This window comes from Desulfuribacillus alkaliarsenatis (genome assembly GCF_001730225.1).
In the GTDB taxonomy this organism is placed as follows: domain Bacteria; phylum Bacillota; class Bacilli; order Desulfuribacillales; family Desulfuribacillaceae; genus Desulfuribacillus; species Desulfuribacillus alkaliarsenatis.
Map to the genome: position 1 here is coordinate 104,293 of NZ_MIJE01000022.1, position 26,458 is coordinate 130,750.

Genomic DNA, 26,458 nt, shown 5'->3' on the forward strand with positions numbered 1-26,458 from the left:
CGACTTGAATTTGTTGACACTATCACAGTTTTAGGTGTATTTCCTCGAAATACAACTAATGTTTGTTAAGGCAAGGGTGGATGGAGCATGAGCTATTTATACATTTTGAATTATCCAATCTATGAAAAAGAATTATGTGAGTTAGAAATTTATAGATTATTCAAGCAGAAAACATATAATAAATATGTATTTTCAGATGTTGATTTGGAGGATGGGAAAAGTGTATTTATAAAATATAAATTAAAAATTTTGGACAGCCAGCAAAGATTTGATGAATTGCTTAGAAGTATTAGTAACAGAGGGTACATTTATTATAACTTCAAGATGCTTTACTTAAAGCACGCTGAAAATGATGTAGAATATCAAAATTCATTTAAGAAGATCCGTGAAGTTTGCATGCATATAAAAGGTAGCGCAAATATCAAAAAGCCTGAATTAATCCTAGGGATAACGAAGATTAAAGACGTTTGGTATTTCGGAGAGACATGGACACATAATCAAAGCTGGCAGAAGCATATAAATAAGCCACACAGCTATTCTATGTCTTTAAGTGCGCGCTTTGCTAAAGTAATTATCAATATAGCTAGTGAGAACGATAAGCATAAAAGGCTTGTTGATCCTTGCTGTGGTGTAGGAACTACGTTGTTAGAAGCAGCGAAAATGGGTGTCTTAATCGATGGCTACGAAATAAATAAAGAAGTAGCGCGCAAGGCAAACAAGAACCTGCAATTTTATGGGTATGATTTAAAAGTACAGCAACAAGACATGCTTGATATAGATAAGCAGTACGATACGGCAATTTTGGATATACCGTATGGCGTGTACAGTTCCGTCGATAGCAAAGAACAATATATGCTAATTCGCAAATGCCACTTAATTGCTGATGAACTAATCCTAATTGCTTTTGAAGACATGAGTGAAATGTTAATTGCAGCTAATTTTGTAATAGAAAGTGCTATCTGTGTGACAAAAGCAAAATTCAAACGGTACGTATACTTAGCCAAGAAACCAACTAAAGTTACAAAACATTTGACCAACATTTAATTGACAAATACACAGTTTAGAATAGTTGATAACTTTGTACTACAAGCTCAATGTATTGCATATCGCAATACAAAGTGGTAAAATATAATTATAAGTAAGGAGGCGATGTGTATGGCTAAAACTACAAGTATTTTTGCTCGTGTTGAGCCAGAAATAAAAGAACAAGCAGAAATGGTGTTAAATAAATTGGGCATACCAATGTCAAGTGCTGTTAATATTTTTTTAAGACAGGTTGTTATACAAAATGGACTACCATTTGATGTTAAAATTACTCATAATAAAACCCTTGCATTTGAGGATTTAACAACTGAAGAGTTTCACTATGAAATTGAAAAAGGTTTTAGTGATTTAAGGTCAGGTAGGGTTGTATCTGCAGAGAAGGTGGCTGAGCGAATCACTAAGGAATATGGGCATGAGTTTTAAAGTTGTTTATACTGAAGAATCAGAGCAGGATCTTGTTAATGTCTATAGTTACATTGCAATGGATTTACTAGTGCCAGAAACTGCGAAAAATCAAACCAATAGAATTATGAAAGCAATTAAGGATCTAGATTCATTGCCCTTTCGGTATAAACTCTATCAAGATGAACCGTACCATAGTAAGGGTTTAAGAGTTATTCCAGTTGATAAATATCTTGTGTTTTATATAGTCATTGAAGAAGAAAAGACGGTCGCAATAATAAGAATAATGTATGCTGGACGGAATATAGACTTGCAATTGTCAAATACAAAAATATAGATTAAATACTAAACCCATGATGGCACCTTTAAGTAGGTGCTTTTTTCATGCTCATTTAAATTTGCTATTCCAGCAATACAACCGAGCAGTATATGAAGGATAATCTCGAAAAAAGTCGAATTATATATAAGCAAGTCAAAGCAAGTCGAATTAGATAAGCAAACAAAAATCGCTGTAGTAAATCTATATTAAAAACCAGGGAGAGCTGACATTGATTGATTTTAAGCAAGCATCGAAACTTTATTCAAACCGCACACAACCTGCCGTATCAAATATATCTTTGCAAGTGGACCGCGGCGAATTTGTTTTTTTTGTTGGTCCAAGCGGCGCAGGAAAAAGCACACTTATAAAGCTGATATTCCGCGAACAAGCTCTCACTTCAGGAGAAATCAAAATTGAAGGCCGAGATTTGTCGATATTAAAGGAAAGTGAACTTCTCAGCCACAGAAGAAAGATTGGCATGGTGTTTCAGGATTACCGACTGCTCAAGCAGAAAACCGTATATGAAAATGTGGCATTTGCCTTAGAAGTTATAGGCCGCTCTCCCGAGGAAATTCGGAGTAAAGTGCCTGCCGTACTTGCAGAGGTAGGTTTGGCAGGGAAAGAGAAAGCATTCCCAACTGAGCTATCTGGTGGAGAGCAACAAAGGGTTGGTATAGCTAGGGCTATTGTAAAAGATCCCTTGATAATTCTCGCCGACGAGCCTACAGGTAACTTAGACCGAGATAATGCTTGGCAGATCATGGAGCTTTTTGAAGCTATTAATCGTAGAGGCACCACAGTAATAATAGCTACCCATGCCTTAGATATGGTTGAACATATGAAAAAAAGGGTTGTTGCTTTAGAAAACGGTCTTATAATTCGCGACGAAAGGCAGGGGAGCTATAGTTATGAACATAAATGCATTTAAATATTGCTTGCGTCAAAGCTTTATTTCCCTGCGTAGAAATATCTGGTTAGCCACTGTTACCGCTGGTATTATCGCTATTTCCTTGGTAATCCTGGGTGGCTTTTTGCTCCTCGCTGTAAACGCCGATCAAGTACTGCGCGATATAGAAACCAATGTGGAGGTTGCAGTTTTCCTAGAAGATGGTACTAGTCCCAGTTCAATTGAAGCATTATTGAGTAATCACCATTTAGTACATAGCTTTGTTTTTGTTTCTAAAGCGGAAGGACTGGAAGAATTCGGCCATAAAATGGGTGACCGTGTTTTACTGGCTGGAATGGATGGTGAAAATAATCCTCTGCCAGACATGTTTCGTGTCAAGGTCATAAGTGCCGATGAAGTAGCTACACTTGCCGCGGATGCTCGCCTGTTTCCTGGAGTGGAAATGGTTGATTACGGAGAAGAATTGGTTGGGCAGTTGCTTCAGGCAACCAATTGGTTGAAAAATTTGCTGATAGGTATAAGTAGCATGCTGGCTTTGGCAGCTATCTTTCTAATTGTAACCACAATCCGCTTATCCGTTATGGCACGTCAGGATGAAGTAGGGATTATGAAATATTTAGGTGCCAGTAACGGCTTTATCCGTTTCCCGTTTTTGCTGGAAGGAATGGTTATGGGATGGACTGGAACGCTGGTTGCAATAGCTGTACTTGGTGCGGCATATTCTCGCTTTACTGCTTCCCTACAACAGGATGCAATGATTGTATTTATCCAACCAGTGACGGATATAGAAAGGCTGTTGCCTATATTTGTCGGACTGTTGCTACTGGGGACACTAATGGGCGGGCTTGGCAGTTTAATATCTGTCCGTAAGTTCCTGCGTGTGTAATAGGGGGACAAGGATATGAAAATTCGCGAGATAAAAACCATTACGATCGTTCTTATAGTATTGATTTCAGCTATAGCAGGTCTTTACAGCGTTTCTTTCGGAAATGAACAAGTCCAAGAGAGAATAGACAACACCCGAACACAGATTACAGAAATCGAGCAAATTATTAAAGCAATGAATGAAGATATTAAAGCTAGGGAAGCTCGTTTGTTAGAGATAGAGGACGAACTAGCTAAATCAGAACAGCAACTTATCCAGTCAGAAATCAATTTGGCTGGAGCAGAGGAACGTATTGGCGAAAAAAGCCTAGTATATGGCGATAGGCTACGTAGTGCATATATGACAGGCGGTCTGTCGTATCTGGAGATGCTGCTGTCTGCTGATAATATTGGAGATCTGATTATACGCACAGCCTATATCAAACGCATACTGAACAAGGACGCAGAAATAGTTGCTGCTTACAGCGAGGAATACGAAAATCTATCAGAGCAAAGAGCTATATATGCCGAGCAACACCAAGGAATCGAAAATATGCGCTTTGAAATGCAGGCACAAGCGCAGAATCTGACGGCACAGCGCAAAGAACAGGACGAACTATTGAAACGTGCACGTGACCAGTTGACTTTTGATTTGGAGGGAATAACACCCCAGGCAGAACGTGAGCCAATCTACGGTGTCGTAATTGATAATGCAAGCCCAGCTCGGCCGCAGCATGGTCTGTCCCAGGCCTCAGTGGTTTATGAATATGAAGTGGAAGGAAGAATAACGCGCTACCTTACACTATTTTCCACACTACCCAAGAAAGTAGGCCCTGTCCGTAGTGCCAGGGAGCATAGTATTATGCTGGCTATGGAAAACAATACACACTATATCTATACCAGCGCCGGTACTGACGTGCTTAGGTTAATCGATGCTTGGAATGTGGATGGAACGAATGCCCTTTATTCACGTAGTTCAAGCTTTTTCCGTGACTCATCACGCAGGGCACCACATAATTTCTATGTAGACTTGTCTACCTTTGGAGCGGTTGAACAATCGAGTGATGTAGTAATTCGGCCAGCATACCTAAGTAGACAAGGAACTGATGTTAACACGGTATCTTTACAATATAGTAATAATTTGCGCATTAAATATGAGTATGACACAAGACAGCGTGCATACCGTCGTTTTGTTAACGACCAGGGGCACAATGATGCCGAGGGCAAGAGAATCATGGCTCGAAATATCATTATTCAGTATGTGCCACACAAAACAGACTTAGTAGGGCGGCCTACCCCAGATATAGTTGGTTCAGGTACGATTGACTATTATGCGCTGGGACAGCATTTCAAGGGAACATGGCGTAAGGATGACAAAGAGTCTTTGACTCGCTTCTTCTACGAAGACGGTACCGAAATAGAGCGTATTTACGGCCAAACATGGGTCCAAATTGTCAGACCAAATTAACAATAGTGAAAAGTGGAAAAAGTATTGACAAATAGCAAAAGCATTATTATCATTACTAATAATGATAATAATGCTTTTGCTTTAAAATGACTAATAATCAGGGAAGTGAAGCAATGAAATCAAAAATCAAAGCATTGATCCATCCAATCCGGATGAGAATTATGCAGACCTTATTGGATGGTAAAAAGATGACGGCCGGTGAGATTGCAGAGAAGCTAGAGGACATTCCCCAGGCAAGCCTCTATCGCCACATCAACGCCCTCTTAAAGGAAGAGATTCTTACCGTGGTCAGCGAAAACAAGATTCGAGGTACTGTAGAGAAAGTCTTTTCTAAGTCTGCAACATTGGAAAGTTCAATGGCAAAGGAACTTGATGAAGCCTCCAGGGAGGACCACTTCAACTATTTTTTCAGTTTTCTAATGGGCTTGCTTGGAGAATATGAGGAATATCTGCAGGAAGAGAATATCGATTTTGAAAAGGACGGAGTAAGTTTCAGACAGTGCACTGTGTACCTCAGTGATGAGGAATTTATGGAATTAATGATGGGCATAGGAGAAAAACTGTTTGCAGCAATGAAAAAAGAGCCAGGGGAGAATCGGAGGCTTAGAACCATTGCGAATATCGTGATTCCCTCAAAAAAGTACAATGAGAAAGGATAGAACATGGGAAAAAACTTAGCTAAGTATAAAACGGTTTTGCAAGACGCCCCAATAACTATTGCAATCATCGCAATTAACATAGCAATTTATATTGCCCTAAATACAATTCCCAATCTAGCAAATCAGTTATTACTTGATACTGAACTAAAGATGATACAACAGAAGCCTTGGACTTTGGTAACAGTATTTTTTTCGCAGCAACTCCATATTCACCTGCTGCTTAACATGGGTTTACTTTTTGTTTTTGGGAGGGAGCTAGAGAAGAATATTGGATCAGTCGCTCTTTTGTCTACATATATGGTATGTGGAATATTAGGTAGTCTAACGTTTCCGTTCTTTGCTCCTATAATCGACTGGACTGGCGGGTCAGTGGTTGGGGCTTCTGCAGCAGTTTGGGGGGTAGTTGCTGCGGTTGCAGTGCTTTTACCAAACATAAAGTTTGGGGGATACGCAGCAAAATATTGGACTCTAGCATTATTTGTTGGTAATGCAATTATATTCATTATGAATCCAGATATCTCAATAGGAGCCGCTGCTCATGTTGCAGGGATAATAGCTGGGCTGGTGTGTGGGTATTGGTTAAAAAGGTACCAATATTAATACTTTCGTCTATGTTTTATGAAACTAAAAAGGGTAAGGAAACAAGTATTCACTGGATTGAATATAGCAAAAAGATCACGTTAAAAAACGTGATCTTTTTGCTATTTGTAATGATTACTATTTTTGTTTTTTCACAAAATACTAATTGTTAGTTCTTCTCTGCTTTATAAACATCATTGTACCACTGGCCGTGGTTCTCTATCATATATTTCTCAGAAACTTTACCATGTAGCATTGCATTAATTGATTCATTAGATACTGGGTTAAGTAATGCCAAGTAAATATGTCCAATCGCTCCACATGTAGCGATTACAAAGAATGTCGCGTGGAGTAATGGTGCGATTGTTCCAGGACCGCTTAACCACATGATTAAACCAGTTGTAATCAATACAAGTCCACTTACTACTTGGATTAATGAGTTGATTTTTTCCCCGCCGTTGTAAAAACCTTGTGGTGGTATTTCTTTTTTAATACCTAATAATTTGTGCGGGAATGTTTTCAGAAATCCGATGTCTGCGCTGGTGATTTTTATTGACTCACCTAACCAAGCAAATACGTCTTTAGGTCTCATTAGCAAAGGTAATACGATAGCTGCGATTAAAAACACACCTGCTACCCTGTGTACTACCATCGCGCCCTCGATACCGCCAAACATCGGTGCCATCCAGTCAAGTTTTGTACCAAAAAGCATGTAACCTGTGATTGCTAAGGTTATAAAGCTGATTGCGTACATCCAGTGCGCTACGCGTACCGCTGGACTAAAGCGCTCTATCATTTTTTTGCTCATCGTGATATCCTCCTTCCGCCAGCTTAGAACTCTCTACATTCACGAAAGCCTTGCGGCGTGTGAATAAGAATGCTAATCCTGTTCCTATGAGAGTTGCAGCAATTGCTAAATTACCAAACGGTTGAACAATATCTTTCCACATACCGAGTGTCGGAGCTAATGTTGGGTTAACTGGTAATTCATAGTTCTGTGGCCCATCAGGTAATACGTATATGTTACCTAAGCCTCCTAGTTCGTTTTTACCGTAAATCTGCGCATTAGGGAAGCGTTTCTGCGCAGCTTCTAATCGCTTATCTGCTAAAGCCGACATCTCATCCCACGAACCATACATAATTGCTCCAGGCATACATGTCTTTTCACAGGCAGGGCGCAAATCATTTGCTATTCTGTCAATACAGAAGGTGCACTTCTTCATTTTCTCATTTACTTCATCAATTTTCGGAATATCGAACGGGCAGAATGGAACACAATACCCACAGCCGATACAGTTTTCCTCGATACGATATACCGCACCTAGCTCCGATTTAGCTAACGCATTATTAGGACAGGCCTTAAGACAGCCTGGATCGCCACAGTGATTACAGCTATGTTTACGAAAAACCCACTGCACATCTCCGTTGCTTTTTTCTTCCTCAAAAAACTTTATCATCGTCCAACGTAGAGGTGAATTATCCATATGAGATTGATAGGAACCAGTGAATTCACCAATTTCGCCTGGTAGCTGATTCCAGTCTTTACAAGTTACTTGACAACCACGACACGCCGTACAGCGTGTCACATCGATTAGCCTCGCCATTCTTACCATTACGCATTCACCTTCCTAACGTCAACCAGGAACGCTTTGTACTCTGGTATTTGAGTATTAGAGTCGCCCACCTGAGCAGTTAAATTATTCACCATTTCACCTTGTACTAAGCCTTTGTATCCAAAGTGCCAGGTCATCCCAACTTGGTGAACTTCCTTGCCATTAATATTAAACTTATTAGAACGAGCTGTTACCATTGCTACTGCTTTAATAGCACCTCGTTTAGATAAGATTTCTACAGTTTCACCGTTTTTAATACCTTTAGATGCAGCTAAGTCTTTGCCTATTTCAATAAATGACTCTGGCATTAATTCTGCTAACCATGGCATATTACGAGTGGTTGCTCCTGTATGCCAATGTTCACAGACGCGCCATGTTGAGCAAATAATTGGGTACTCACTATAATCGCCACGGGTATCTGGCGCCGTTTTGCCAATGAAGTGGGCTGGGTTATTCTGGCGACCATTAAATGTATTATCCGTCGGACTTTCCCACGGCTCATAATGTTCAGGTAATGGTCCGTCTGCTAATCCACCAATCGCAAATAAACGACCTACTAACTCAGTAAACATGATGAATGGTCCATTGAGCTCACCGCTATCAGTACGTAACGGAGCACCACCATCAACTACATCATAACCAGACCATCCGCCAGCTTGTGACCATTCCATGTATTTTCGTTCTACCAATTTGCCTTCTTTAGGATCATACACTCGCAGTCCAGCCCATGGCTTGCCGTTAGCATCAACAGACGCACGATTATAGATAATACGACGGTTAACTGGCCATGCAAAACCCCAGCCTAGGTAGGCACCCCAGTCTCCTGGATCATCCACCATGCGGCTCTTAGTCCGGTTACCATGGGTTTCAGTATACATGCCTGAGTAAATCCAGCAGCCGCAGTCGGTCGAACCATCTTCCTGTAAGCCGATAAAATTATTCATTAACTTGCCAGTAGTTAAATCACGACCGTTAATTTCACGCATAACTGCATCAATAAAGTTCGCATGACTTGCCTCAGGATCTGGATAGTCCCAAGTCATAGCTAAAAAGCCTGCATCCTCTGGTTTATTACTACCTGCATATAACGATTTCAAAGTCCTTGTTAGGCGATCTAACACCCATGATTCACTTCGTACATTACCTGGCGCGTCAACAGCTTTCCAACGATATTGGATAAGACGGCCACTGTGTGTAACTGTACCTTCCTTTTCGAAAAACGTTTCCATTGGCAACAAAAATACCTCTGTGTTAATACTTGCTGGGTTAGCACCTGGTCGCTTCCAATATGCTGCCGTCTCTGTTTCAAATGGATCGAGACATACTAACCACTCAAGCTTATCTAAACCATCTAACATTTCATACGTATTAGGTCCTGCTACGACAGGGTTTTGTCCCCATGTAATCATACCTTTGACAATCTCAGCATTCATATTCTCGAATAATGCTTGGTGATGGTAAGCGCGCCCTGTAGCTCTTCGCTTAGGAATCCAGCCATAACCAAAATCATTATCCTCTGTAGCAGCATCGCCAAACCAAGCCTTGAGCATACTTGCAATGTATTTTGGACGGTTTGACCACCACGCTGGTGCCGCTGGAGTAGTCGCATTGTACTCAGCTAACGTAGGCAACGCCTCAGTTGGAGCTGGAAGGTAGCCTGGCAACAGATGGAATAAGCAAGCCATATCTGTCGATCCTTGTACATTAGAGTGTCCACGTAATGCATTAACCCCTGCCCCTGGAATACCGATATTACCAAGTAATAATTGAATAATAGCCATTGCACGGATATTCTGTGAGCCTGATGTAAATTGCGTCTGACCCATTGCGTACAAGATAGAGCCAGCCTTACCACTCTCTCCAGTTGTACAATAGATATCGTACACCTGTTGTAATTTATCGATTGGCGCACCACAGGATGCCGCAACTTTCTCTAATGTATACCTAGCATAATGCTGTTTCAATATTTGATACACACAACGCGAATCACTTAACGTCATATCCTTAAGCGGTTTGCCATCTTCATCAAGCTTGTAGCTCCAGTTAGACGTGTTATACGAGCGCCCTGAATCATTATAGCTATCAAACAAACCAGTAGCATCATCAAAACTATATCCATCGCTGACAATCAATGCAGCGTTAGTGTAATGTAATACATAATCCCTGTGTTCTAAGCTATTCTCTAAAATATAATTAATCATTCCACCGTAGAAGGCTATATTACTACCACTGCGAATAGGACAGTATAGATCAGATACTGCCGATGTACGCGTAAAACGAGGGTCAACGTGAATGATTTTGCAATCCCTTTGCTCGCGCGCATCCATCAACCATTTAAAAGATAACGGATGATTCTCTGCTGCATTACTACCACATATTAACGCAACATCAGTATTACGAAAATCTGTCCAGTGATTCGTCATAGCTCCTCTACCAAATGAGGCCCCCAGACCGGCGACCGTAGAGCTATGTCAAATACGAGCCTGATGTTCAATATGCGTTACGCCCAAACAACGCATTAACTTAGAAACTAAATATAAATCTTCGTTACCAATAATCGAGCTACCTAGACTAGCGATAGCATCAGTGCGTGATACAATATCGCCCTTATCATTAGTCAACTCAAAGCTCTCGTCACGGGTTTTTTTGATTAAGTTAGCGATGCGGTTAATTGCCCACTCCCATGTACGAATCTCCCACTTAGCCGAGCCTGGTGCACGATATAACAATTGTGTAACACGCTGCTCATTATCATGGGATTGACGAACTGCTGCACCCTTGGAGCATAGCGTACCTTTGTTACTCGGATTGTCTGGATCCCCATCAACAAATGCTAGTTTGCCATCGACAACCTGAGCGATAACGCCACAGCCTCCCGAACAGAAACAGCACACGGACGGATACTCGCGCGCTGTAGTGGTACGTAGCTTAAAGTTCTCTGCAGCAGCAGTTGACACTTTAAAGCCTAAGTTACCTACTAGCGCAGCGGTCGAACCTACACCCGCGAGCTTAAGTAAATTACGTCTTGATAGCTTCATTTGCTCATTCTCCTCTTTTTCTAATTGAATTATGAATTTTTTTTGTAGTTTATGAGTACATTTTACTGCTGATATAGGTAAAAAACAACTAGTATTTTTCCAGTTGATGCTAGAACTTTTAAATGACTAAAATAATGAAATTAGTTTAATTTTCAAGTCTATAAAACCTTTACTTTTGTCGCAGTTTAAGTTAAACTATAGTTTAATTAAAATATTATAGACTATGATGGGAAGAGTAGGTCAAAGTCACGTCTTTAAGAGAGCTGCCGGTAGGTGAGAGGCTGCAGATGTGCTGATGCGAAATACATCCTGGAGTCTCAGCCTGAAATAGTAGTAGGGTTTGGCGGGGTACGCCCGATATAGCGTATTAAGTGTATTTACATTGTAATATACACTTAACGAGGGAAATTCTGTGAGGGATTTCCAATTTAGAGGTGGTACCGCAATTTCTGCCCTCTGTTCCTATTGATTAGGAACAGAGGGTTTTTTAATGTAAATTATATAAGCAAAGAACCAGAAAAAAATGAAAAGGAAGGGTTGTTGTAATGAAAATTTATGATGAACTAATAGCTCGTGGCTTAATAGCACAGGTAACAGACGAAGAAGAGATTAAGGAGCTTGTTAATACTGGTAAGGCAACATTTTATATTGGTTTTGACCCTACTGCTGATTCTCTACACGTTGGTCATTTTATGGCTTTATGCCTAATGAAGCGCCTGCAAATGGCAGGGAACAAACCAATAGTATTAATTGGAGGTGGGACTGGCTATATCGGTGATCCTTCTGGTCGAACCGATATGCGTAACATGATGACATCAGAAATAATCCAACATAACTGTGACTGCTTTAAGAAACAGATGGAAAGATTTATAGAGTTCGGTGAAGATAAAGCAGTTATGGTTAATAATGCAGACTGGCTCTTGAAGTTGAATTACATTGAATTGCTTCGTGAAGTAGGACCTCACTTCTCTATTAATAATATGTTGCGTGCTGAATGTTATAAGCAGAGAATGGAGAAGGGGTTATCATTCTTAGAGCTGAATTACATGATTATGCAATCCTATGACTTTTATTATCTATACCAGAATTATGGTTGTAATATGCAATTCGGCGGTGATGATCAGTGGTCTAATATGCTTGGAGGAACGGATTTGATTCGACGCAAATTAGGTGAAGATGCGTATGCTATGACAATCACCCTATTGTTGAATTCTGAAGGCAAGAAGATGGGCAAGACTGCTAAGGGAGCAGTATGGCTTGACCCTAACAAAACATCACCTTTTGAGTTTTATCAGTATTGGCGTAATGTAAGCGATGATGATGTTCTTAAGTGTATTCGCATGCTTACGTTCTTACCTCTAGAGCAAATTGACACAATGGATAAATGGGAAGGCAGTCAGCTAAATGAAGCTAAAGAAATTCTTGCCCATGAACTGACAAAAATGATTCATGGTGAAGAAGAGGCACAAAGGGCGAAGCAGGCATCCCACGCGCTATTTGCTAAAGGCTCTGATGACGCCAATATGCCGACAACAGAGATTGCATCTGAGCAATTAACGGATGGAGAGCTTAATATTGTAGATTTAATAGTCATATGTGGAATAGCTGCATCCAAGAGTGAAGTTAGACGCCTTATTAAGCAAGGTGGAATATATATTAATGACGAACAAGTAGAATCCTTTGATTACAATATTACTTCTGAGCATTTAACGGAAGGCGTTAAAATACGCAAAGGTAAGAAAACGTATCATAAAGCTTTATTGAAGTAAATAATATAATTAAATTATTGCTGCACCAGCATAAAGGTTTTAGAAAAGTAATAATGCGTAATGAATGCGTCCACTAGACTAATGTTTAGTGGATTTTTTTATTTGGATAATCTGCAACATATTCAAAGTGGATATAGTGGGAATATTTTGTCAAAGATTCGAAGGTGTACCCTCCTTCGATTAGATAATCTATTATTTCAGGTAAAGCTTCTGGTGTTGTTGTTTTAGCCCAACTATCATGAAATAAAATGTTAATGTTACTTCTATCTCCTATACGACTTATTACAGAGGTAACAATTTCATCCTTTGGCACGACCACTGCCCTAGCATCACCTGAATCGATATTCCAATCAAAGTATTGGTAGCCTCTACTCTTTAAATACTCTATAGCATCTAACATTATGGTTGGTGGCCCATACCTTTTATGGACACTGTTATTAGATCCACCTGGAAATCTAAAAATATCCATCTTAACTCCAGTAGTATCATAAATCAATATATCAAGGGCTTCAAAATTTTCAATAAATGAATCTAAGCTTGAATAATTAACAATATAAGAATGGTCAAATGTATGATTTCCAATCGCATGACCTTCGTCGATAATGCGTCTATAAACAAATTTACCGAATTCAGTATTATTGCCGTTCACAAAAAAAGTTGCATTAATATTATACCCCTCATTGTTGTAAGCTTTTAAGGTATCTAGGATGCGGACCGTATTATCACTGGGGCCGTCATCGAAGGTAAGGAAAACAACTTTTTCTTCAGTTGTATTTCCTGACCTAGGGGTCTTTCTAGTACCTATTGATGCTTTTTTCTTAAGGCGTAATTAGCCTCCTTCAAATGAGCGTTTTCATAAAGTATTTCTTCTATATTTAACCTTAACTCACCTATATATTTTTCTAAATGTGCGGTTTGATTCAGAAAGGTTTTATAGTCAGTACTTAGTATTTCGTTTTCTTCCCTTACCTCTACATAATCGGAAAAAAGATTTTCGTATTTTTCCTGCTGGCTATTATATAGTAAAAGGTTATACCATAAGGAAAAAACGAATATTACAATAAATGAAGAAATGGCAAGATTAAGCCAATTACAAAACATGTCATTAAATGTAAATTTTTCTCGAGAATTACCCAACATATAATTCCACCCTGCAAGTTTTTACTTTATAAATATTAAAGTGTTAGAGCAGGTATTACTCTAATTGCAAAAGAAAATTTATCATTAATTGCAAAAGAAAATTTATCATTGAGGATTTGTGAAAAGATGGTATTCTGTAATTACATAAAGAAGTGGAATATATAAGTGGCTTTATAAAGAACTATAGAGGTGTACTATGAATAAAAGAACTAAACGCACTTTAGATGCTTTGACTTTTATAATTATTGTCATCGTTTGCTTGATTACGGTTTTAGGTAATTATGAGAACAAGATGAGTATTCTTGCATTGTCTATTATTTTCATAGCGTTTTTTAGCTTTCGGACTTTTTTTCTGTTTGAAAGACAGGATTATAATAGATTTAAGATACCATCAATTCTTATTGAGCTAAGCTTGGTGCTTCTAATATTGTCTCTAGATACAACAAATGTATCTCAAATTTACTTAATTATACTCATTGTTGATGCAGTCTTTTCTTACTCTTTAAGATTCGGTATGTTTTTTGTTCTTATAGCCTACGTGTTTTTTTCCTTGAGAAATTTCTATCATTTTGATTTTGAAAATACTAGCACGTTTTTATTAACCACATTTGTTAATGGATTAGGATTTGTATTTCTCTTTTTTATAATCTTCTTTCTTAAACTACAAATTCAACAAAAACAGTTACTTGCTAAAACTATGAAAGAATTGGAGCATAAGAATAATAAACTGAGAGAAACATCCAAGGAATTAGAAGAAGTGATTATTATAAAAGAAAGAAATAGAATCGCTCATGAAATTCATGATACAGTCGGACATACACTAACTACAGTACTTATAGAAATGGAAGCTGGTAAAAGACTAATTGACGTTAATGGTGAGTTGGCTAAGGAAAAATTGTCGATGGCCCAAAGCCAGGTGAGAAAAGGATTAAATGATATTAGAACATCCGTAAGATCTATTAAAAACCACGATGATATACTCGATTTTCCAGGGGCAATTCGCAATTTAATAATAGAGACTGAAAAACATACTGGAATCAAGGTAGAACATGATATTTCCTTACATGATGAAATTCCTCCTACCTATAAAAAGATTCTTTTACGAGCTTTGCAGGAAGGTTTAACTAATGGAATCAAACATGGTAATAGTACTGCTTTTAAATTTCGTTTAACCAGAAACCAGGAAAGTGTAAGCTTTATGCTTAAAGATAATGGTGCTGGGACAGATAAAATAAATCTAGGGTTCGGTCTTCAAGCAATGAAGGAAAGGGTTAACGAATACAAAGGCAATTTTAAAGTAAGTTCATCTAAGGACGATGGTTTTTCTATAATGATAGAGTTACCTATAGAGGATGGTGCATATGCAAAACATTAAGGTGTTAATTGTTGATGACCAAAACCTTATGCGAGATGGTTTGAAAACGATAATAGATTTAGAGCCAGATATGGAAGTGGTGGGGACCTGTGAAAACGGTAGAATTGCAGTTGAAAAAGCTAAACTGCTTAGTCCTGATGTAATACTTATGGATATTAGAATGCCTGAAGTAACTGGCGTAGAGGCTACAAAGATAATAAAGAATAATTTTCCTGAAATTAAAATCATCATACTTACTACCTTTGATGATGATGAGTATATAATTGATGCTCTTTCCTATGGGGCCTGTGGATATCTATTAAAGGATATTGAAGGTGATAAACTAATTAACTCAATTAGAGATGCATACAAAGGAACACTACTGATGCCGGGGACAATTGCAGCTAAATTAGTAAACAGACTAAACGAAGCGAATATATCATCTATAGCATCGAATGATGTTAGTAAAACTGTAAATGACCAATACATTGCAAACGACCAATACTATGAAAAACTATCGGAAAGAGAAAAGGAAATTGCAAAGCTTATGGTAGAGGGACTAACTAATAAAGAGATTGCTTCTAAGCTGTTTATAACTCAAGGTACTGTTAAAAATTATATTAGTAGTATATATGGTAAGGTTGGTGTTAAAGACAGAACAAATGCAGTGTTATTTTTCAAAAATTATGGAATATAGTATGACCTGTGTCATCTAGTAATATTACTGTAGATACTAATAAAATGACTCCTTATTATGTATTATTATTGTAAACAAAGGAGTTGTTAGCTCCTGAAAGCGAGGAGATTGGAAATGAATAGATTAAGAAAATTGCTGTGTATTGTATTGGCTGTCAGTTTTGTAGTATTACCACCCTCTGGCATGCATTTTGCATTCGCTTCCGCAATAAACCTAGATGCTACAGATGTGGAGGCTTTTTTGGATACGGTTATCCGTCAACAAATGGAGGAGCATAATATCCCAAACCTGACTGCATCAGTAGTAGTAGACGGAGAAATTATTTTTGCAAAGGGTTATGGTTACGCTAATTATGAAACGGGCAAACCAGTAGACCCAGAACGAACACTTTTCAGAATTGGCTCATCAGCTAAGCTGTTCACTTGGACAGCTATTATGCAGCTTGCAGAGCAAGGAAAGGTGGATTTAGACACGGATGTTAATGAGTATTTAGATTTTGAGATACCCAATCATCTTGAATACAAAGGTAGAAAAGATGATGTCGAACCAATTACCATCAGACACCTTATGAATCACACACCTGGATTTGAGGATTATATGTCTGAGGTTTTTTCTATTTCCGAGGATAGCTTAATCCCTCTAGCTCAGCACGTGCGGGATAATAGACCTGCGAGGGTTTTCGTACCAGGAGAGGTTAGCGCATACTCGAACTATGGAACTGCATTAGCTGGTTATATTGTTGAATTGATTTCTGGAGTTCCTTATGCACAATATATCGAAGAAAATATCTATAGACCACTTAATATGAAAAATAGTACCTTCCGTCAACCAATCCCAGATGAGTTGACAGAGAATATGTCTAAACCTTATCGTTATCTAAATGGAGAATTTGTAGAGGGTAAGTTTGAGTTTATGACAGAGCCATCAGGAAGCATGAGTAGTAGTGCAGTTGATATGGCTAAGTTTATGCTAGCATATCTACAAGGGGGACAATATACGGATGCTAGTATTCTAATGCCAGAAACCGTTCACAAAATGTTTTCCGAGCAATTCACCCATCACCCGCAATTAGACGGCATGGCCCATGGGTTTATTAAAGCGACTTTTAATGGTAGAGAGACATTTCACCATCCAGGGGGGACGATGTTATATGATACGGGCCTTTATCTAATACCTGATAAAAATATAGGTTTTTTTATATCTCATAGCGGTGGGAATGTGCCCATAAATATAGAAATCTTCCAGGGATTTTTGAAACGTTACTTGTCGGCAGAGGCACCAGCCATACTAGAGCCGCCAGTAGGTATGGAAGAAAGGTCTCGAGCATTTGTTGGAGAGTATTATCAGAATCGGCGTTCTTTTACTAATGTCGATGCATTTTTAAGCTTGATGTTTGGTAGGATTTTAGTAGAGACAGATGAGAATGGATATTTATTAGTTGCAAATTCAGGAGAAACCCATAGATTTGTAGAAATAGAATCTGGGGTATATTCAAATCTGCAAGGTAGCAGTAGCTTTGGTGATTTTAGAACGATTGCCTTTGGAATAGATTCCTTAGGTAAAACTATGCTTATGACTGATGGTCCGATGAGCTATTCAAAGGCTGCATGGTATGAGACTAGCGGTTTGAATTTATTGATGCTTATAGCAGCAGTTTTATTCATTATTGCTAGTCTGCTATATTGGGTTATTAGGTCTATTATTAATAAAATACGTAGAGGTAAAACTCAAAACGCTGAAGCAGAGGCTGAGGCAGAGGCCGGGGCTCATGAAGGGGCAAAATGGGCGAAAAGAGTTGCCGTGCTTTTAGGTGTACTCACACTAATATTTATGCTTGGATTTCTTGTTGAAGGTGAGATTGATCCTGTATATGGTTTGCCCGCCCAGGCGTACACTCCAGTCTCAACATTTACTCTGATGCTAGATTTGATAGTGTCATATGCTATAGTTATTACGACACTAGGAGTTTTAGTATTTTCAGTGATTTCTTGGATTAAGGGATACTGGAAGCTAGCTGGCAGAATTCATTATACTCTGTTTGCGCTGTTTGCATTAGTTTTGTCGTGGATATTTTACTTCTGGAACGCAATTTTATAAAGCGAGGTTTATTTTCGAGGCTTGAAACTGAAGATAGAAGGGGTAATGTGTAAATGAAAACTGTATTTGATTTAAGGGCAAATAAAGATAGTGAGTTGATTGATGCCATCAATAATTTTTATGCTGACCCAGTGAAGGTTGTTGCTCTTGAGAAGCAAGCAATTAACGCCTGCACTGGTTGTTGGTGCTGCTGGCTTAAAACGCCTGGCAGATGTACCATGAAAGACCAGATGACAGAGTATTATTACGACTACGTAAACAGTGAGACTGTAATTATTTTAATGGATACATCTCAGGGATTTATTAATCATCAAGCTAAAGCTTTTATCGACCGAACAATACCCCACTATCATCCGTATATCGAGATTATCGGTGGAGAATGTCATCATGTTGCTAGATATAAGAGCTATCCAGATATGTTGTTCTACTATGATTCTACTGGCTTAACGAATCAAGAGGAGCAGATTATAGAGGATTACCTGTATCGAACAGCCTATCAATTTAAATCGAAAGCGTTTCGCATAGTTAGAGAAGATGGTTTTCAATTACGCCAGCTTGAGTCTCGGAAGCCTAAAAGACAGACGGTCGCATTTGCTACTACAGAACCGATGGAAAAGCTCGTTATATATAATGGGTCACCAAGAAAGTCTGGCAGTAACTCGGCAACGATTCTGAAAAAGATTGCAGAAGAACTTGGTGATAGAGTTGAGATTCGTGATTTGAAGCAGCGGGATAATTGGCAGATGTGGGCGGAGAATTTTAATAGCGACAGGCATGTAATGTTTTTCATGCCCCTATATGTTCACGCAATGCCATCTCATGTTATGAATTTTATTGAACAAATTGGAGCATCAGCAGGTACTATAAGCTTTTTCGTTCAGTCTGGTTTCCCTGAAAGCAGTCAATCATATTACTTAGAGGCATATTTTGAACAATTGGCTCTTAGGCTAGGGAGAACTTACTTGGGAACAGCCATCAAAGGCGGGGTGGAAGGGTTACTTATGAGGCCGCCTCAAAATCAACAAAAAATGATTGCGCCAATAGTACGGGCAATTGCTAATCTAGTATCTGAGGGTGCTTTCAAAACAGCAGATGTTAGTCAGATGGCGAAACCAATCCGACTGGACAAAGGTATGAATAATATTTATAGGGTGTTAATCAATTTTGGAGTCATAAATTATTTTTTCTGGAACTTACAATTAAAGAAAAACGGTGCGTATGAAAAACGTTTTGATCGTCCGTATAAGATAGTATAGGTACTTGTGTACTTGTACTATTTTTTTGAAGTTTTACACAAATTTCAACTCTGGATGCTAGCTTGCATTTCCGTTAAACAGAAAATTATTATTTATAATAAATAAATATTTATTGAAAAACGATAAATATCATGTTAATATGATATTAATCAGGATTAAGGAGTGATATCATGGTAAAGAATAAATCGTTTTTCAATATGATGAGAGTAATTCTAAATATCTCAATAATAGTATTAGCAATGACAGTTGTTGGTGCGATTCTAACGGCATTATTTTCGGAGATAGACAATTTATCACGTATTAGCAATGTAGTAATGAGTATTATAGGTGGAGCATTAATACTTTATATACTTATATCGTTAAAAAGTATAGTTAAAACAGTGGAAGAACGAAATCCATTTATTGCTTCCAATATAAAAAAGTTTAAGCATATTGCTTACAGCATTTTTGCAATTGCATTCCTATATACGATTGCAACATATCCTCAGTCTAATTCAGGTATAGAATTAATTGCTACACCATACGGTTCGATAAAAATATCAGTATTTATTTTTATCGTATTAGGTTTCCTGGCCCTTTTATTGGCAGAAATCTTTTCTCAGGCTATCAAGATTAAAGATGAAAATGATATGACGATATAAGGGGTGTAAGAGATGGCTATCAGAGTTAATCTAGATGTCATGATGGCAAAAAGAAAAATATCCTCTACAGAATTAGCTGAGGCTATTGGAATAACTAACGCGAATTTATCTATATTAAAAACAGGAAAAGCGAAGGCGGTGCGTTTTTCAACACTGGATGCTATTTGTCGTGTGCTAAAGTGTCAGCCTGGAGATTTGTTAGAATTTTGTGAGGAAGATGAATAGAGTCTGTACAACACGTAAAGATTAGCTGATAATGCTAAGTAACGATAAAATAGCAATAGATACAGAGCTTATTCAGAAGACGTATGGAGGTGCTTAACATGAATAAGAAATGGCTATTGCTATTTTTATTAATTCCGGCATTATTACTAGCGTTTTGGCAAGTGGGTATTATCAATCATAACGATGATGAAGCTGATAACGATATGAACGGCACGTCATCAACGGATATAGTCAGTAAAGAATATGAAATAGAAGTATTAGCTGAAGGATTGGAGATACCGTGGGAGATTGTTCCCCTACCTGACGGAAGGGTAATTATAACTGAGCGTCCTGGTCGCATAGTAATGTTAGGGGTAGGCGAGATAGCAACTATACAGAATGTAGAACATATAGGTGAAGGTGGATTATTAGGGATGGTGCTAAGCCCTAATTTCAGCGAAAATAATTACGTATATATCTATTATACTTACAGGGAAGGTAGTCAAATTTATAATAGAGTTTCTCGCTTAACGCTATTAGAAGAAACTTTATTTGAAGAAACAGTTATAATAGATGAAATACCTGGAGCTAGAGTTCATAATGGTGGAAGAATTAAGTTCGGGCCAGATGATAAGCTATATGTTACTACGGGTGATGCACAGCAGCCTTCTTTGTCTCAAGACCTAGAATCGTTGGCAGGCAAGATTTTAAGACTAAATGAAGATGGTAGCATACCTGAAGATAACCCACTCCCTGACAGCCCTATTTACGCATATGGTTTAAGAAACCCTCAAGGGTTGGCATGGCAGCCAGAATCAGGGCAGTTATTTGCGAGTGATCATGGTCCTACAATGCAGGATGAAATAAATATAATTACTCCAGGGGCAAATTATGGTTGGCCTATTGTTTCCTGTAGCGATTGGGATAATGAATATGAGTATCCCTTTATTTGTTATTTGGACTTTACGCTAGCACCTTCAGGCATGGATTTTTACAAGACTGCTGCAGGAGAAACTATGCATTCGTTATATGTTGCTGGTCTAAGGGGCAACATGATTATGCGTATTAATATAGATAGCCAAACAAGCTCGCGTAGTCAAACTCCGATATTACAGGATTGGGGACGGTTACGTACTGTTGTTTACCACGAGGGGGCACTCTATATAGCTACCAATAACAGAGATGGTCGAGGAGTGCCGAGTGATAATAATGACAAGGTTTTAAAGGTTACACGTATAAACGAGTAGTTGCAATTGCCAAACAATGTATGTTACTATGAAAACATCTTAATGAACGGAGGGTTTCTTAAAATGTGGATTTATTTGATGAGATTTCGTTTTGCAACTATTTGTGACTAACTGAATAGTGAGGCTCTGTCTGTGTACAGAGAAAACGGGATTCGTCTGCCTATTTTTAAGAATACCTATTAACGATAAAATAATACCAAATTAGCGTTAAAGAGGGGGCACAAATCTACCCTCTTTTTTGTGTACAAAAAAATAGTCAAACGTTTTCTTGTGTTATCTCTGCGGCTGATAACAGTAGAGCCTTCGTTTTTAAATTCGAATTAACGGGGGAATAAAATATGGAACAATTATTAAAACAAACACAAAAACAAACCGCGATGGTAGCGGGTGTTAACCTAAAGAATAAAGAAAGCATGGAAAACTTTGAAAATTCAATAGAAGAACTAATCAACTTAGCAGATGCATGCGATATCAGTGTCGTTGGTCAGATAACGCAAAGAGCAGAAAAAGTGAATATTGCTCATTATCTAGGCAAAGGGAAAATTGATGAACTGATAGCCTTAATTGCAGAAAAAAACACAGATATGGTCATCTTCAACGATGAGTTATCTGGCTCGCAAATACGCAATCTAGAAGAAATGTTAGACTGTAGAGTCATAGACCGTACCGTTCTAATACTCGATATTTTTGCCCAACGAGCAAAAACAAAGGAAGCAAAACTGCAGGTAGAAGTAGCAAAGTTACAATATATGCTGCCACGACTAACTGGTCAAGGAGAAGCATTAAGTCGTCAAGGTGGTGGCTCTGGTTTGAAAAACAGAGGTGCTGGCGAGACGAAGCTAGAGCTGGATCGAAGAAAGATTGGCGAACAGATAAATATCCTTAACAAAGAATTGGAGCAGCTGGTGTCTAGGCGAAAAAACCAGCGTGCAAAGCGTGCGAAAAGGGAAATACCTGTGGTTGCATTAGTGGGATATACGAATGCTGGGAAGTCAACGGTTATGAATGCGATGATTGATTTGTTTCATCCGTCAACTGATAAAACATCAACCGATAAAAAAGTGTTCGAAAAGAATATGTTGTTTGCAACCTTGGAAACATCAGTTAGAAGTATAAAGTTACCAGATAATAAAAAGTTTTTATTAACTGATACTGTAGGCTTTATTAGCAAATTGCCACATAATCTTGTTAAGGCATTTCGTTCGACTTTAGAAGAAGTTGCAGAAGCTGATTTACTAATTCACGTGGTTGATTTCTCAAATCCTAACTACGAGCAGCAGATTCAAGTGACAAATACGACATTGAAGGACATAGGGATTGACGATATTCCAATGATTTACGCATGCAACAAAACAGATTTACTAGATGATAACATTTCAACTATCAATATAGATATCAACACAGAAAATTCAGACCAAATCTATATTTCCGCTAAATATAAAAAAGGAGTTTCAGAGCTAGTAGATGCTATTAAAGAAAAAGTATTTACGGATTATATTGATTGTAGGTTGTTAATACCCCATGACAAAGGGAACATCGTATCTTACCTGAACGAACATGCACATATAAAAGAAACCAAGTATGAGAATGAAGGTACACTCATTTCGTTGGAATGTAAACAAGCCGACTATCAACGATACCAACAGTATTTAGTTTGAGTCATCCTACAAAATCTGGCAATAAAAGTCGGATAATTCATTTTTGTTTCTGCTACGCTATAGATATGAGGAGGTCAGAGGATGGATTCACTGAAAAGAATGAATGAAGCGCTTAGCTATATTGAAGAAAAGCTCACAGACGAAATAGACTTAAAAGAAGTTGCTAGAATTGCCTTTTGCTCAGAGTATCATTTTCAGAGAATGTTCTCGTTTCTAGCGGGGGTTACACTATCGGAGTATATTAGGCGCAGACGACTTACCCTAGCTGCATTTGAGCTTATGGAAGATAACATAAGAGTGATTGATGTTGCTGTAAAATATGGGTATCGCTCAGCGGACTCTTTTACAAGGGCTTTTCAAGAGCTACATGGGATTGTACCTTCTAAGGCTAGAAGCGAGGGGCAATTGCTAAAAGCGTATCCAAAAATGACCTTCCAATTATCTATTAAAGGTGGTAGCGAGATGAACTATCGAATTGTAGAAAAAGAAGCATTTAGTATTGTTGGAATTATGAAAAGGGTACCTATTATTTTCAATGGAGTTAACCCAGAAATTGCTGAGATGTGGAAAAGCTTAAATAATGAAACCATAAGTAAACTAAAAGAATTATCAAACATAGAACCGATTGGTATGCTTAGCGCATCTACTAACTTTTCCGAAGGTAGAATGGAAGAGAAGGGAGAACTGGACCATTACATTGGTGTAGCAACAACGAATGAATGTCCAGATGATTTAGTAGAGTTGAAAGTAGCAGCTTCAACATGGGTAGTTTTCGAAGCCGTAGGTCCTTTTCCAGAGACACTTCAAGATGTCTGGGGACGTATCTATTCTGAATGGTTTCCAGCATCAAATTATGAAATAGCAGTAGGACCAGAAATCTTATGGAATGAGAATAAAGATTTAACAGCACCAAACTTCAAAAGTGAAATATGGATTCCAGTTATTAAAAGATAGTTAAGTTTTACATCTTTAATTGATTTTCAAAGCTTTAAAGACATACAATAAACAACTGAAGTGTTACACAGGAGGTATTATTATGAGAAGCTGGATGAACGAAATATTTGAGTCTACAAAGCAATATACTATGTTAGATTTTAGCTTTTTGAAAATTTGTCTAATTTCTTTGGGTATACTCTTGGGAGTCTATTTTTCAGAACTCTTTTTGTCTTATATTTTTATAGTGTGGACTATAGCCATAGTTTCATATGTTTTCATAATGTATAAAACATTTGGAAAATATCTTAGGAGCAATAGTTCAAGATAACAACTTAACTTAATCTTACGTTGTATATGTTAACAAGAGGCAATTCCTATTTTGATTAGGGTTGCCTTTTTCATTTTGTAGAAAATGACTTTATGACTGTCTTTTTATTGACAAATAACTGCGCGTCTTATATAGTTATATACACAACTATATAACTATATAAGAATGCAACTATACAGTGATTCAACTATATAACAATGAGCGGAGGTGACTCGAACATTGAGTAAATCTTTAGATGATAAAAAGCCAATATTTATTCAAATAAAAGAAGTTATAGAAGACCAGATCATTAATGAACAACTAAAAGAACACGATCAAATCCCATCAACGAACCAACTCGTTCAGTTTTATAAGGTGAATCACATCACTGTTTCGAAGGGAATTAACCTCCTTGTGGAAGAAGAGGTTGTTTACAAAAAGAGGGGTGTTGGAATGTATGTGGCAGAAGGGGCAAAAGAAAAATTGGTGCTACAACGAAGAGAAGGTTTTGCTGAGGAATTTGTTCTACCAATGTTAAAAGAAGCGAAAAAACTGAAATTGTCAGACGACGAAATCGTGAGAATAATGAAGAAGTTGAAGGGGAGTGTGAAAGTTGACTAGGAAAGTGGAGGCAAAGAATGTAAGTGTTTCTTATAAAGAATTTGAAGCATTGAGTGATATTAACTTTTCGTTAGAAAACGGTAAAATTTATGGGTTAATCGGTAGAAATGGTGCTGGGAAAACGAGTCTACTATCTGTAGTAGCTGGATACCGAAATGTGACTAGTGGAGAAATGCAAATAGATGGAGAAAGTGTTTTTGAAAATGAGAAAGCAATGTCTCAAATTACATTCGTTCATCAAACAGACTATAAGGACGAATATGATACAATAAATGAGTTTTTTGAACTGGCAGAGCGCTATCGTCATACCTTTGATCGAAAATATGCAGAGCAATTAGTAGAATTATTTCAACTTCCAAAAGACAAAGCATTAAGAAAGTTTTCTACGGGAATGCAGTCGGCTTTTAATGTAACAATCGGGCTAGCGAATAGAACTCCAATCACCATATTCGATGAGGCATACCAAGGTATGGATGCACCAACGCGAGAAATTTTTTACAAAGAAATACTAGAAGAGCAAGCACGTTACCCTCGACTTTTCATTTTAGCTACTCACCTAGTATCTGAAATGGAGTACTTGTTTGACGAGGTTATTATTATTCATAAAGGAAAACTATTAGTTCAAGAGGAAATGGATTCTTTCATACAAAAAGGGTTCTCTTTGACAGGTGCTATTAGTGATGTAGACGAAGTAATCTCTGGACTTGACGCATTAGCTGGACTTAACGTATTAAGTGAACAACAGCTTGGGGGAACAAAGTCAGTGATGGTGTACGGAAAATTACCGAAAGAAAAAGAAGATGATGTTAAACGAAAAGGTTTAGAAATAGGAAATGTTTCACTTCATGATTTGTTTATTCAATTAACAAAGGGGGGAGAGTAAATGAACGAAATGGGCAAAAAGGTAACTGTTGACCTATATTTGGTGCAAATGAAATGGGTGGCGTGGTACTTGCCAATTGTTTATGTTATTTACTTTGCAGTTGTTTGGTTCCTAGGATTAGAGATGAGATCGATGTCGCTACTCACATTCACTTTTCAAACAGCAACGATGTTTATGCTCATTTGTGGAATTCTTTCCAGCTTAGCTTTTCTACCAATGTATGTGAAGCATGGTGTTACTAGAAAATCGTACTTTCAAGGTGCAATTCTTTCATCAATCGGATTAGCAATAAGTATCATTGGAATTACTGCTGTTGTGACATGGGTAATAAGTTTATTTGAAATAGCAATATTCGCGGAGGTTGAGTTATCGTCACTCGGAGTGAATAGTTGGCTATTAACTACTCTCTCATATATCATTGTAGTCATGATATATTTTCTAGTTGGATGGCTTGTTGGATTAGGTTTTTATCGATATGGAGGTGCTGGAGGATTTGCTTCAATATTGATTGCCATCGTCATAGTATCTCTAAGTGATTTATTATGGGCTTTTGGTACACCTAAACCAATTATGGTAGGGTTCCTTAACTTAAATATTGCTACGCCTAATCTTGCCGTTGCGTTTGTAGGATCCATCGTTTTAGCAGCGATATCTATGATGTTAGTTCACAAACTAGTAAAAGACACACCGATTAAAATCGAGTAACTCTAAACTAGCGAATGATAGTTTTTAAACTCACTAACACATAAATGGAA

26 protein-coding genes and 1 other annotated feature are annotated in these 26,458 nt (G+C 37.9%); of the genes, 21 read left to right on the forward strand and 5 right to left on the reverse strand.

The window, feature by feature from the left end; translation table 11 throughout:
• The first annotated feature begins 87 nt into the window (after window positions 1–87).
• The 8 genes from BHF68_RS07825 (at window position 88) to BHF68_RS07860 (ending at window position 6,263) form a co-directional block, all read left to right on the forward strand.
• Window positions 88–1,044: a DNA methyltransferase gene (locus BHF68_RS07825; RefSeq protein ID WP_069643094.1), complete on the forward strand. Its 957-nt coding sequence runs from the start codon at window positions 88–90 to the stop codon at window positions 1,042–1,044.
• A gap of 111 nt (window positions 1,045–1,155) precedes the next feature.
• Window positions 1,156–1,467, forward strand: coding sequence for a type II toxin-antitoxin system RelB/DinJ family antitoxin (locus BHF68_RS07830; protein ID WP_069643095.1), 312 nt, complete (start codon window positions 1,156–1,158; stop codon window positions 1,465–1,467).
• Window positions 1,457–1,783, forward strand: coding sequence for a type II toxin-antitoxin system RelE/ParE family toxin (locus BHF68_RS07835; protein WP_069643096.1), 327 nt, complete (start codon window positions 1,457–1,459; stop codon window positions 1,781–1,783). Before BHF68_RS07830 ends, BHF68_RS07835 begins: the two co-directional genes overlap by 11 nt.
• 211 nt (window positions 1,784–1,994) lie before the next feature.
• Window positions 1,995–2,693, forward strand: coding sequence for a cell division ATP-binding protein FtsE (gene ftsE / locus BHF68_RS07840; RefSeq protein ID WP_069643097.1), 699 nt, complete (start codon window positions 1,995–1,997; stop codon window positions 2,691–2,693).
• Complete coding sequence (gene ftsX / locus BHF68_RS07845; RefSeq protein ID WP_069643098.1) at window positions 2,674–3,558, forward strand: permease-like cell division protein FtsX; 885 nt, start codon at window positions 2,674–2,676, stop codon at window positions 3,556–3,558. The genes ftsE and ftsX overlap by 20 nt, the downstream gene beginning before the upstream one ends.
• A 15-nt stretch (window positions 3,559–3,573) precedes the next feature.
• Window positions 3,574–5,004 carry a DUF3048 domain-containing protein gene (locus tag BHF68_RS07850; protein ID WP_069643099.1) on the forward strand — a complete coding sequence of 477 codons (1,431 nt, stop codon included), beginning with the start codon at window positions 3,574–3,576 and terminating at the stop codon, window positions 5,002–5,004.
• A gap of 113 nt (window positions 5,005–5,117) precedes the next feature.
• Window positions 5,118–5,663, forward strand: a complete 546-nt coding sequence (locus BHF68_RS07855) for a helix-turn-helix domain-containing protein (protein ID WP_069643100.1) — start codon at window positions 5,118–5,120, stop codon at window positions 5,661–5,663.
• 3 nt (window positions 5,664–5,666) lie between these two features.
• Window positions 5,667–6,263: a rhomboid family intramembrane serine protease gene (locus BHF68_RS07860; RefSeq protein ID WP_069643101.1), complete on the forward strand. Its 597-nt coding sequence runs from the start codon at window positions 5,667–5,669 to the stop codon at window positions 6,261–6,263.
• Between the two features lie 148 nt (window positions 6,264–6,411).
• Here the strand turns inward: BHF68_RS07860 and BHF68_RS07865 are convergent, their stop codons facing one another.
• The 3 genes from BHF68_RS07865 to fdnG are packed head-to-tail and all read right to left on the reverse strand — an operon-like array spanning window position 6,412 to window position 10,893.
• A complete protein-coding gene (locus BHF68_RS07865) occupies window positions 6,412–7,050 on the reverse strand; it encodes a formate dehydrogenase subunit gamma (RefSeq protein ID WP_069643102.1) in 639 nt (212 codons plus the stop codon).
• A complete protein-coding gene (locus tag BHF68_RS07870; RefSeq protein ID WP_069643103.1) occupies window positions 7,022–7,855 on the reverse strand; it encodes a 4Fe-4S dicluster domain-containing protein in 834 nt (277 codons plus the stop codon). Before BHF68_RS07870 ends, BHF68_RS07865 begins: the two co-directional genes overlap by 29 nt.
• Window positions 7,855–10,893, reverse strand: a complete 3,039-nt coding sequence (gene fdnG, locus BHF68_RS07875) for a formate dehydrogenase-N subunit alpha (protein ID WP_084019291.1) — start codon at window positions 10,891–10,893, stop codon at window positions 7,855–7,857. Before fdnG ends, BHF68_RS07870 begins: the two co-directional genes overlap by 1 nt.
• Before the next feature lie 214 nt (window positions 10,894–11,107).
• Window positions 11,108–11,353: a binding site (T-box leader), on the forward strand.
• Between the two features lie 85 nt (window positions 11,354–11,438).
• Here fdnG and tyrS point away from each other — a divergent pair.
• Entirely contained in the window at window positions 11,439–12,662 is a 1,224-nt protein-coding gene (gene tyrS / locus BHF68_RS07885; RefSeq protein WP_069643106.1) for a tyrosine--tRNA ligase, read from the forward strand.
• An 85-nt stretch (window positions 12,663–12,747) separates the two neighbouring features.
• Here the strand turns inward: tyrS and BHF68_RS07890 are convergent, their stop codons facing one another.
• Together BHF68_RS07890 and BHF68_RS07895 are read right to left on the reverse strand one after the other, a co-directional pair.
• Window positions 12,748–13,467 carry a polysaccharide deacetylase family protein gene (locus BHF68_RS07890; RefSeq protein WP_084019292.1) on the reverse strand — a complete coding sequence of 240 codons (720 nt, stop codon included), beginning with the start codon at window positions 13,465–13,467 and terminating at the stop codon, window positions 12,748–12,750.
• The gene (locus BHF68_RS07895) at window positions 13,464–13,802 is read right to left on the reverse strand and encodes a hypothetical protein (protein ID WP_069643108.1); all 339 of its coding nucleotides are present in this window, start codon (window positions 13,800–13,802) and stop codon (window positions 13,464–13,466) included. Before BHF68_RS07895 ends, BHF68_RS07890 begins: the two co-directional genes overlap by 4 nt.
• A 196-nt stretch (window positions 13,803–13,998) precedes the next feature.
• Here BHF68_RS07895 and BHF68_RS07900 point away from each other — a divergent pair, with 196 nt between their 5' ends.
• From BHF68_RS07900 to BHF68_RS07960, 12 genes are all read left to right on the forward strand, one after another.
• Window positions 13,999–15,177, forward strand: a complete 1,179-nt coding sequence (locus BHF68_RS07900; RefSeq protein ID WP_069643109.1) for a sensor histidine kinase — start codon at window positions 13,999–14,001, stop codon at window positions 15,175–15,177.
• Window positions 15,164–15,853, forward strand: coding sequence for a response regulator transcription factor (locus BHF68_RS07905; protein ID WP_069643110.1), 690 nt, complete (start codon window positions 15,164–15,166; stop codon window positions 15,851–15,853). The genes BHF68_RS07900 and BHF68_RS07905 overlap by 14 nt, the downstream gene beginning before the upstream one ends.
• A 114-nt stretch (window positions 15,854–15,967) precedes the next feature.
• On the forward strand, window positions 15,968–17,950 hold the full coding sequence (locus BHF68_RS07910) for a serine hydrolase domain-containing protein (protein WP_069643111.1): 1,983 nt from the start codon (window positions 15,968–15,970) through the stop codon (window positions 17,948–17,950).
• 53 nt (window positions 17,951–18,003) lie between these two features.
• Window positions 18,004–19,206: a flavodoxin family protein gene (locus BHF68_RS07915; RefSeq protein ID WP_069643112.1), complete on the forward strand. Its 1,203-nt coding sequence runs from the start codon at window positions 18,004–18,006 to the stop codon at window positions 19,204–19,206.
• A gap of 170 nt (window positions 19,207–19,376) precedes the next feature.
• Complete coding sequence (locus BHF68_RS07920) at window positions 19,377–19,847, forward strand: DUF2975 domain-containing protein (protein WP_069643113.1); 471 nt, start codon at window positions 19,377–19,379, stop codon at window positions 19,845–19,847.
• Between the two features lie 12 nt (window positions 19,848–19,859).
• Window positions 19,860–20,072: a helix-turn-helix domain-containing protein gene (locus BHF68_RS07925; RefSeq protein WP_069643114.1), complete on the forward strand. Its 213-nt coding sequence runs from the start codon at window positions 19,860–19,862 to the stop codon at window positions 20,070–20,072.
• 98 nt (window positions 20,073–20,170) lie between these two features.
• Window positions 20,171–21,298, forward strand: a complete 1,128-nt coding sequence (locus BHF68_RS07930) for a PQQ-dependent sugar dehydrogenase (RefSeq protein WP_176719901.1) — start codon at window positions 20,171–20,173, stop codon at window positions 21,296–21,298.
• A gap of 338 nt (window positions 21,299–21,636) precedes the next feature.
• Window positions 21,637–22,956 carry a GTPase HflX gene (hflX, locus tag BHF68_RS07935; protein WP_069643116.1) on the forward strand — a complete coding sequence of 440 codons (1,320 nt, stop codon included), beginning with the start codon at window positions 21,637–21,639 and terminating at the stop codon, window positions 22,954–22,956.
• 81 nt (window positions 22,957–23,037) lie between these two features.
• Complete coding sequence (locus BHF68_RS07940) at window positions 23,038–23,910, forward strand: AraC family transcriptional regulator (protein ID WP_069643117.1); 873 nt, start codon at window positions 23,038–23,040, stop codon at window positions 23,908–23,910.
• Between the two features lie 529 nt (window positions 23,911–24,439).
• Window positions 24,440–24,820, forward strand: a complete 381-nt coding sequence (locus BHF68_RS07950) for a GntR family transcriptional regulator (RefSeq protein WP_069643119.1) — start codon at window positions 24,440–24,442, stop codon at window positions 24,818–24,820.
• Window positions 24,813–25,703: an ATP-binding cassette domain-containing protein gene (locus BHF68_RS07955; RefSeq protein ID WP_069643120.1), complete on the forward strand. Its 891-nt coding sequence runs from the start codon at window positions 24,813–24,815 to the stop codon at window positions 25,701–25,703. The genes BHF68_RS07950 and BHF68_RS07955 overlap by 8 nt, the downstream gene beginning before the upstream one ends.
• Entirely contained in the window at window positions 25,704–26,408 is a 705-nt protein-coding gene (locus BHF68_RS07960) for a hypothetical protein (RefSeq protein ID WP_069643121.1), read from the forward strand.
• The last annotated feature ends 50 nt before the right edge of the window (window positions 26,409–26,458 follow it).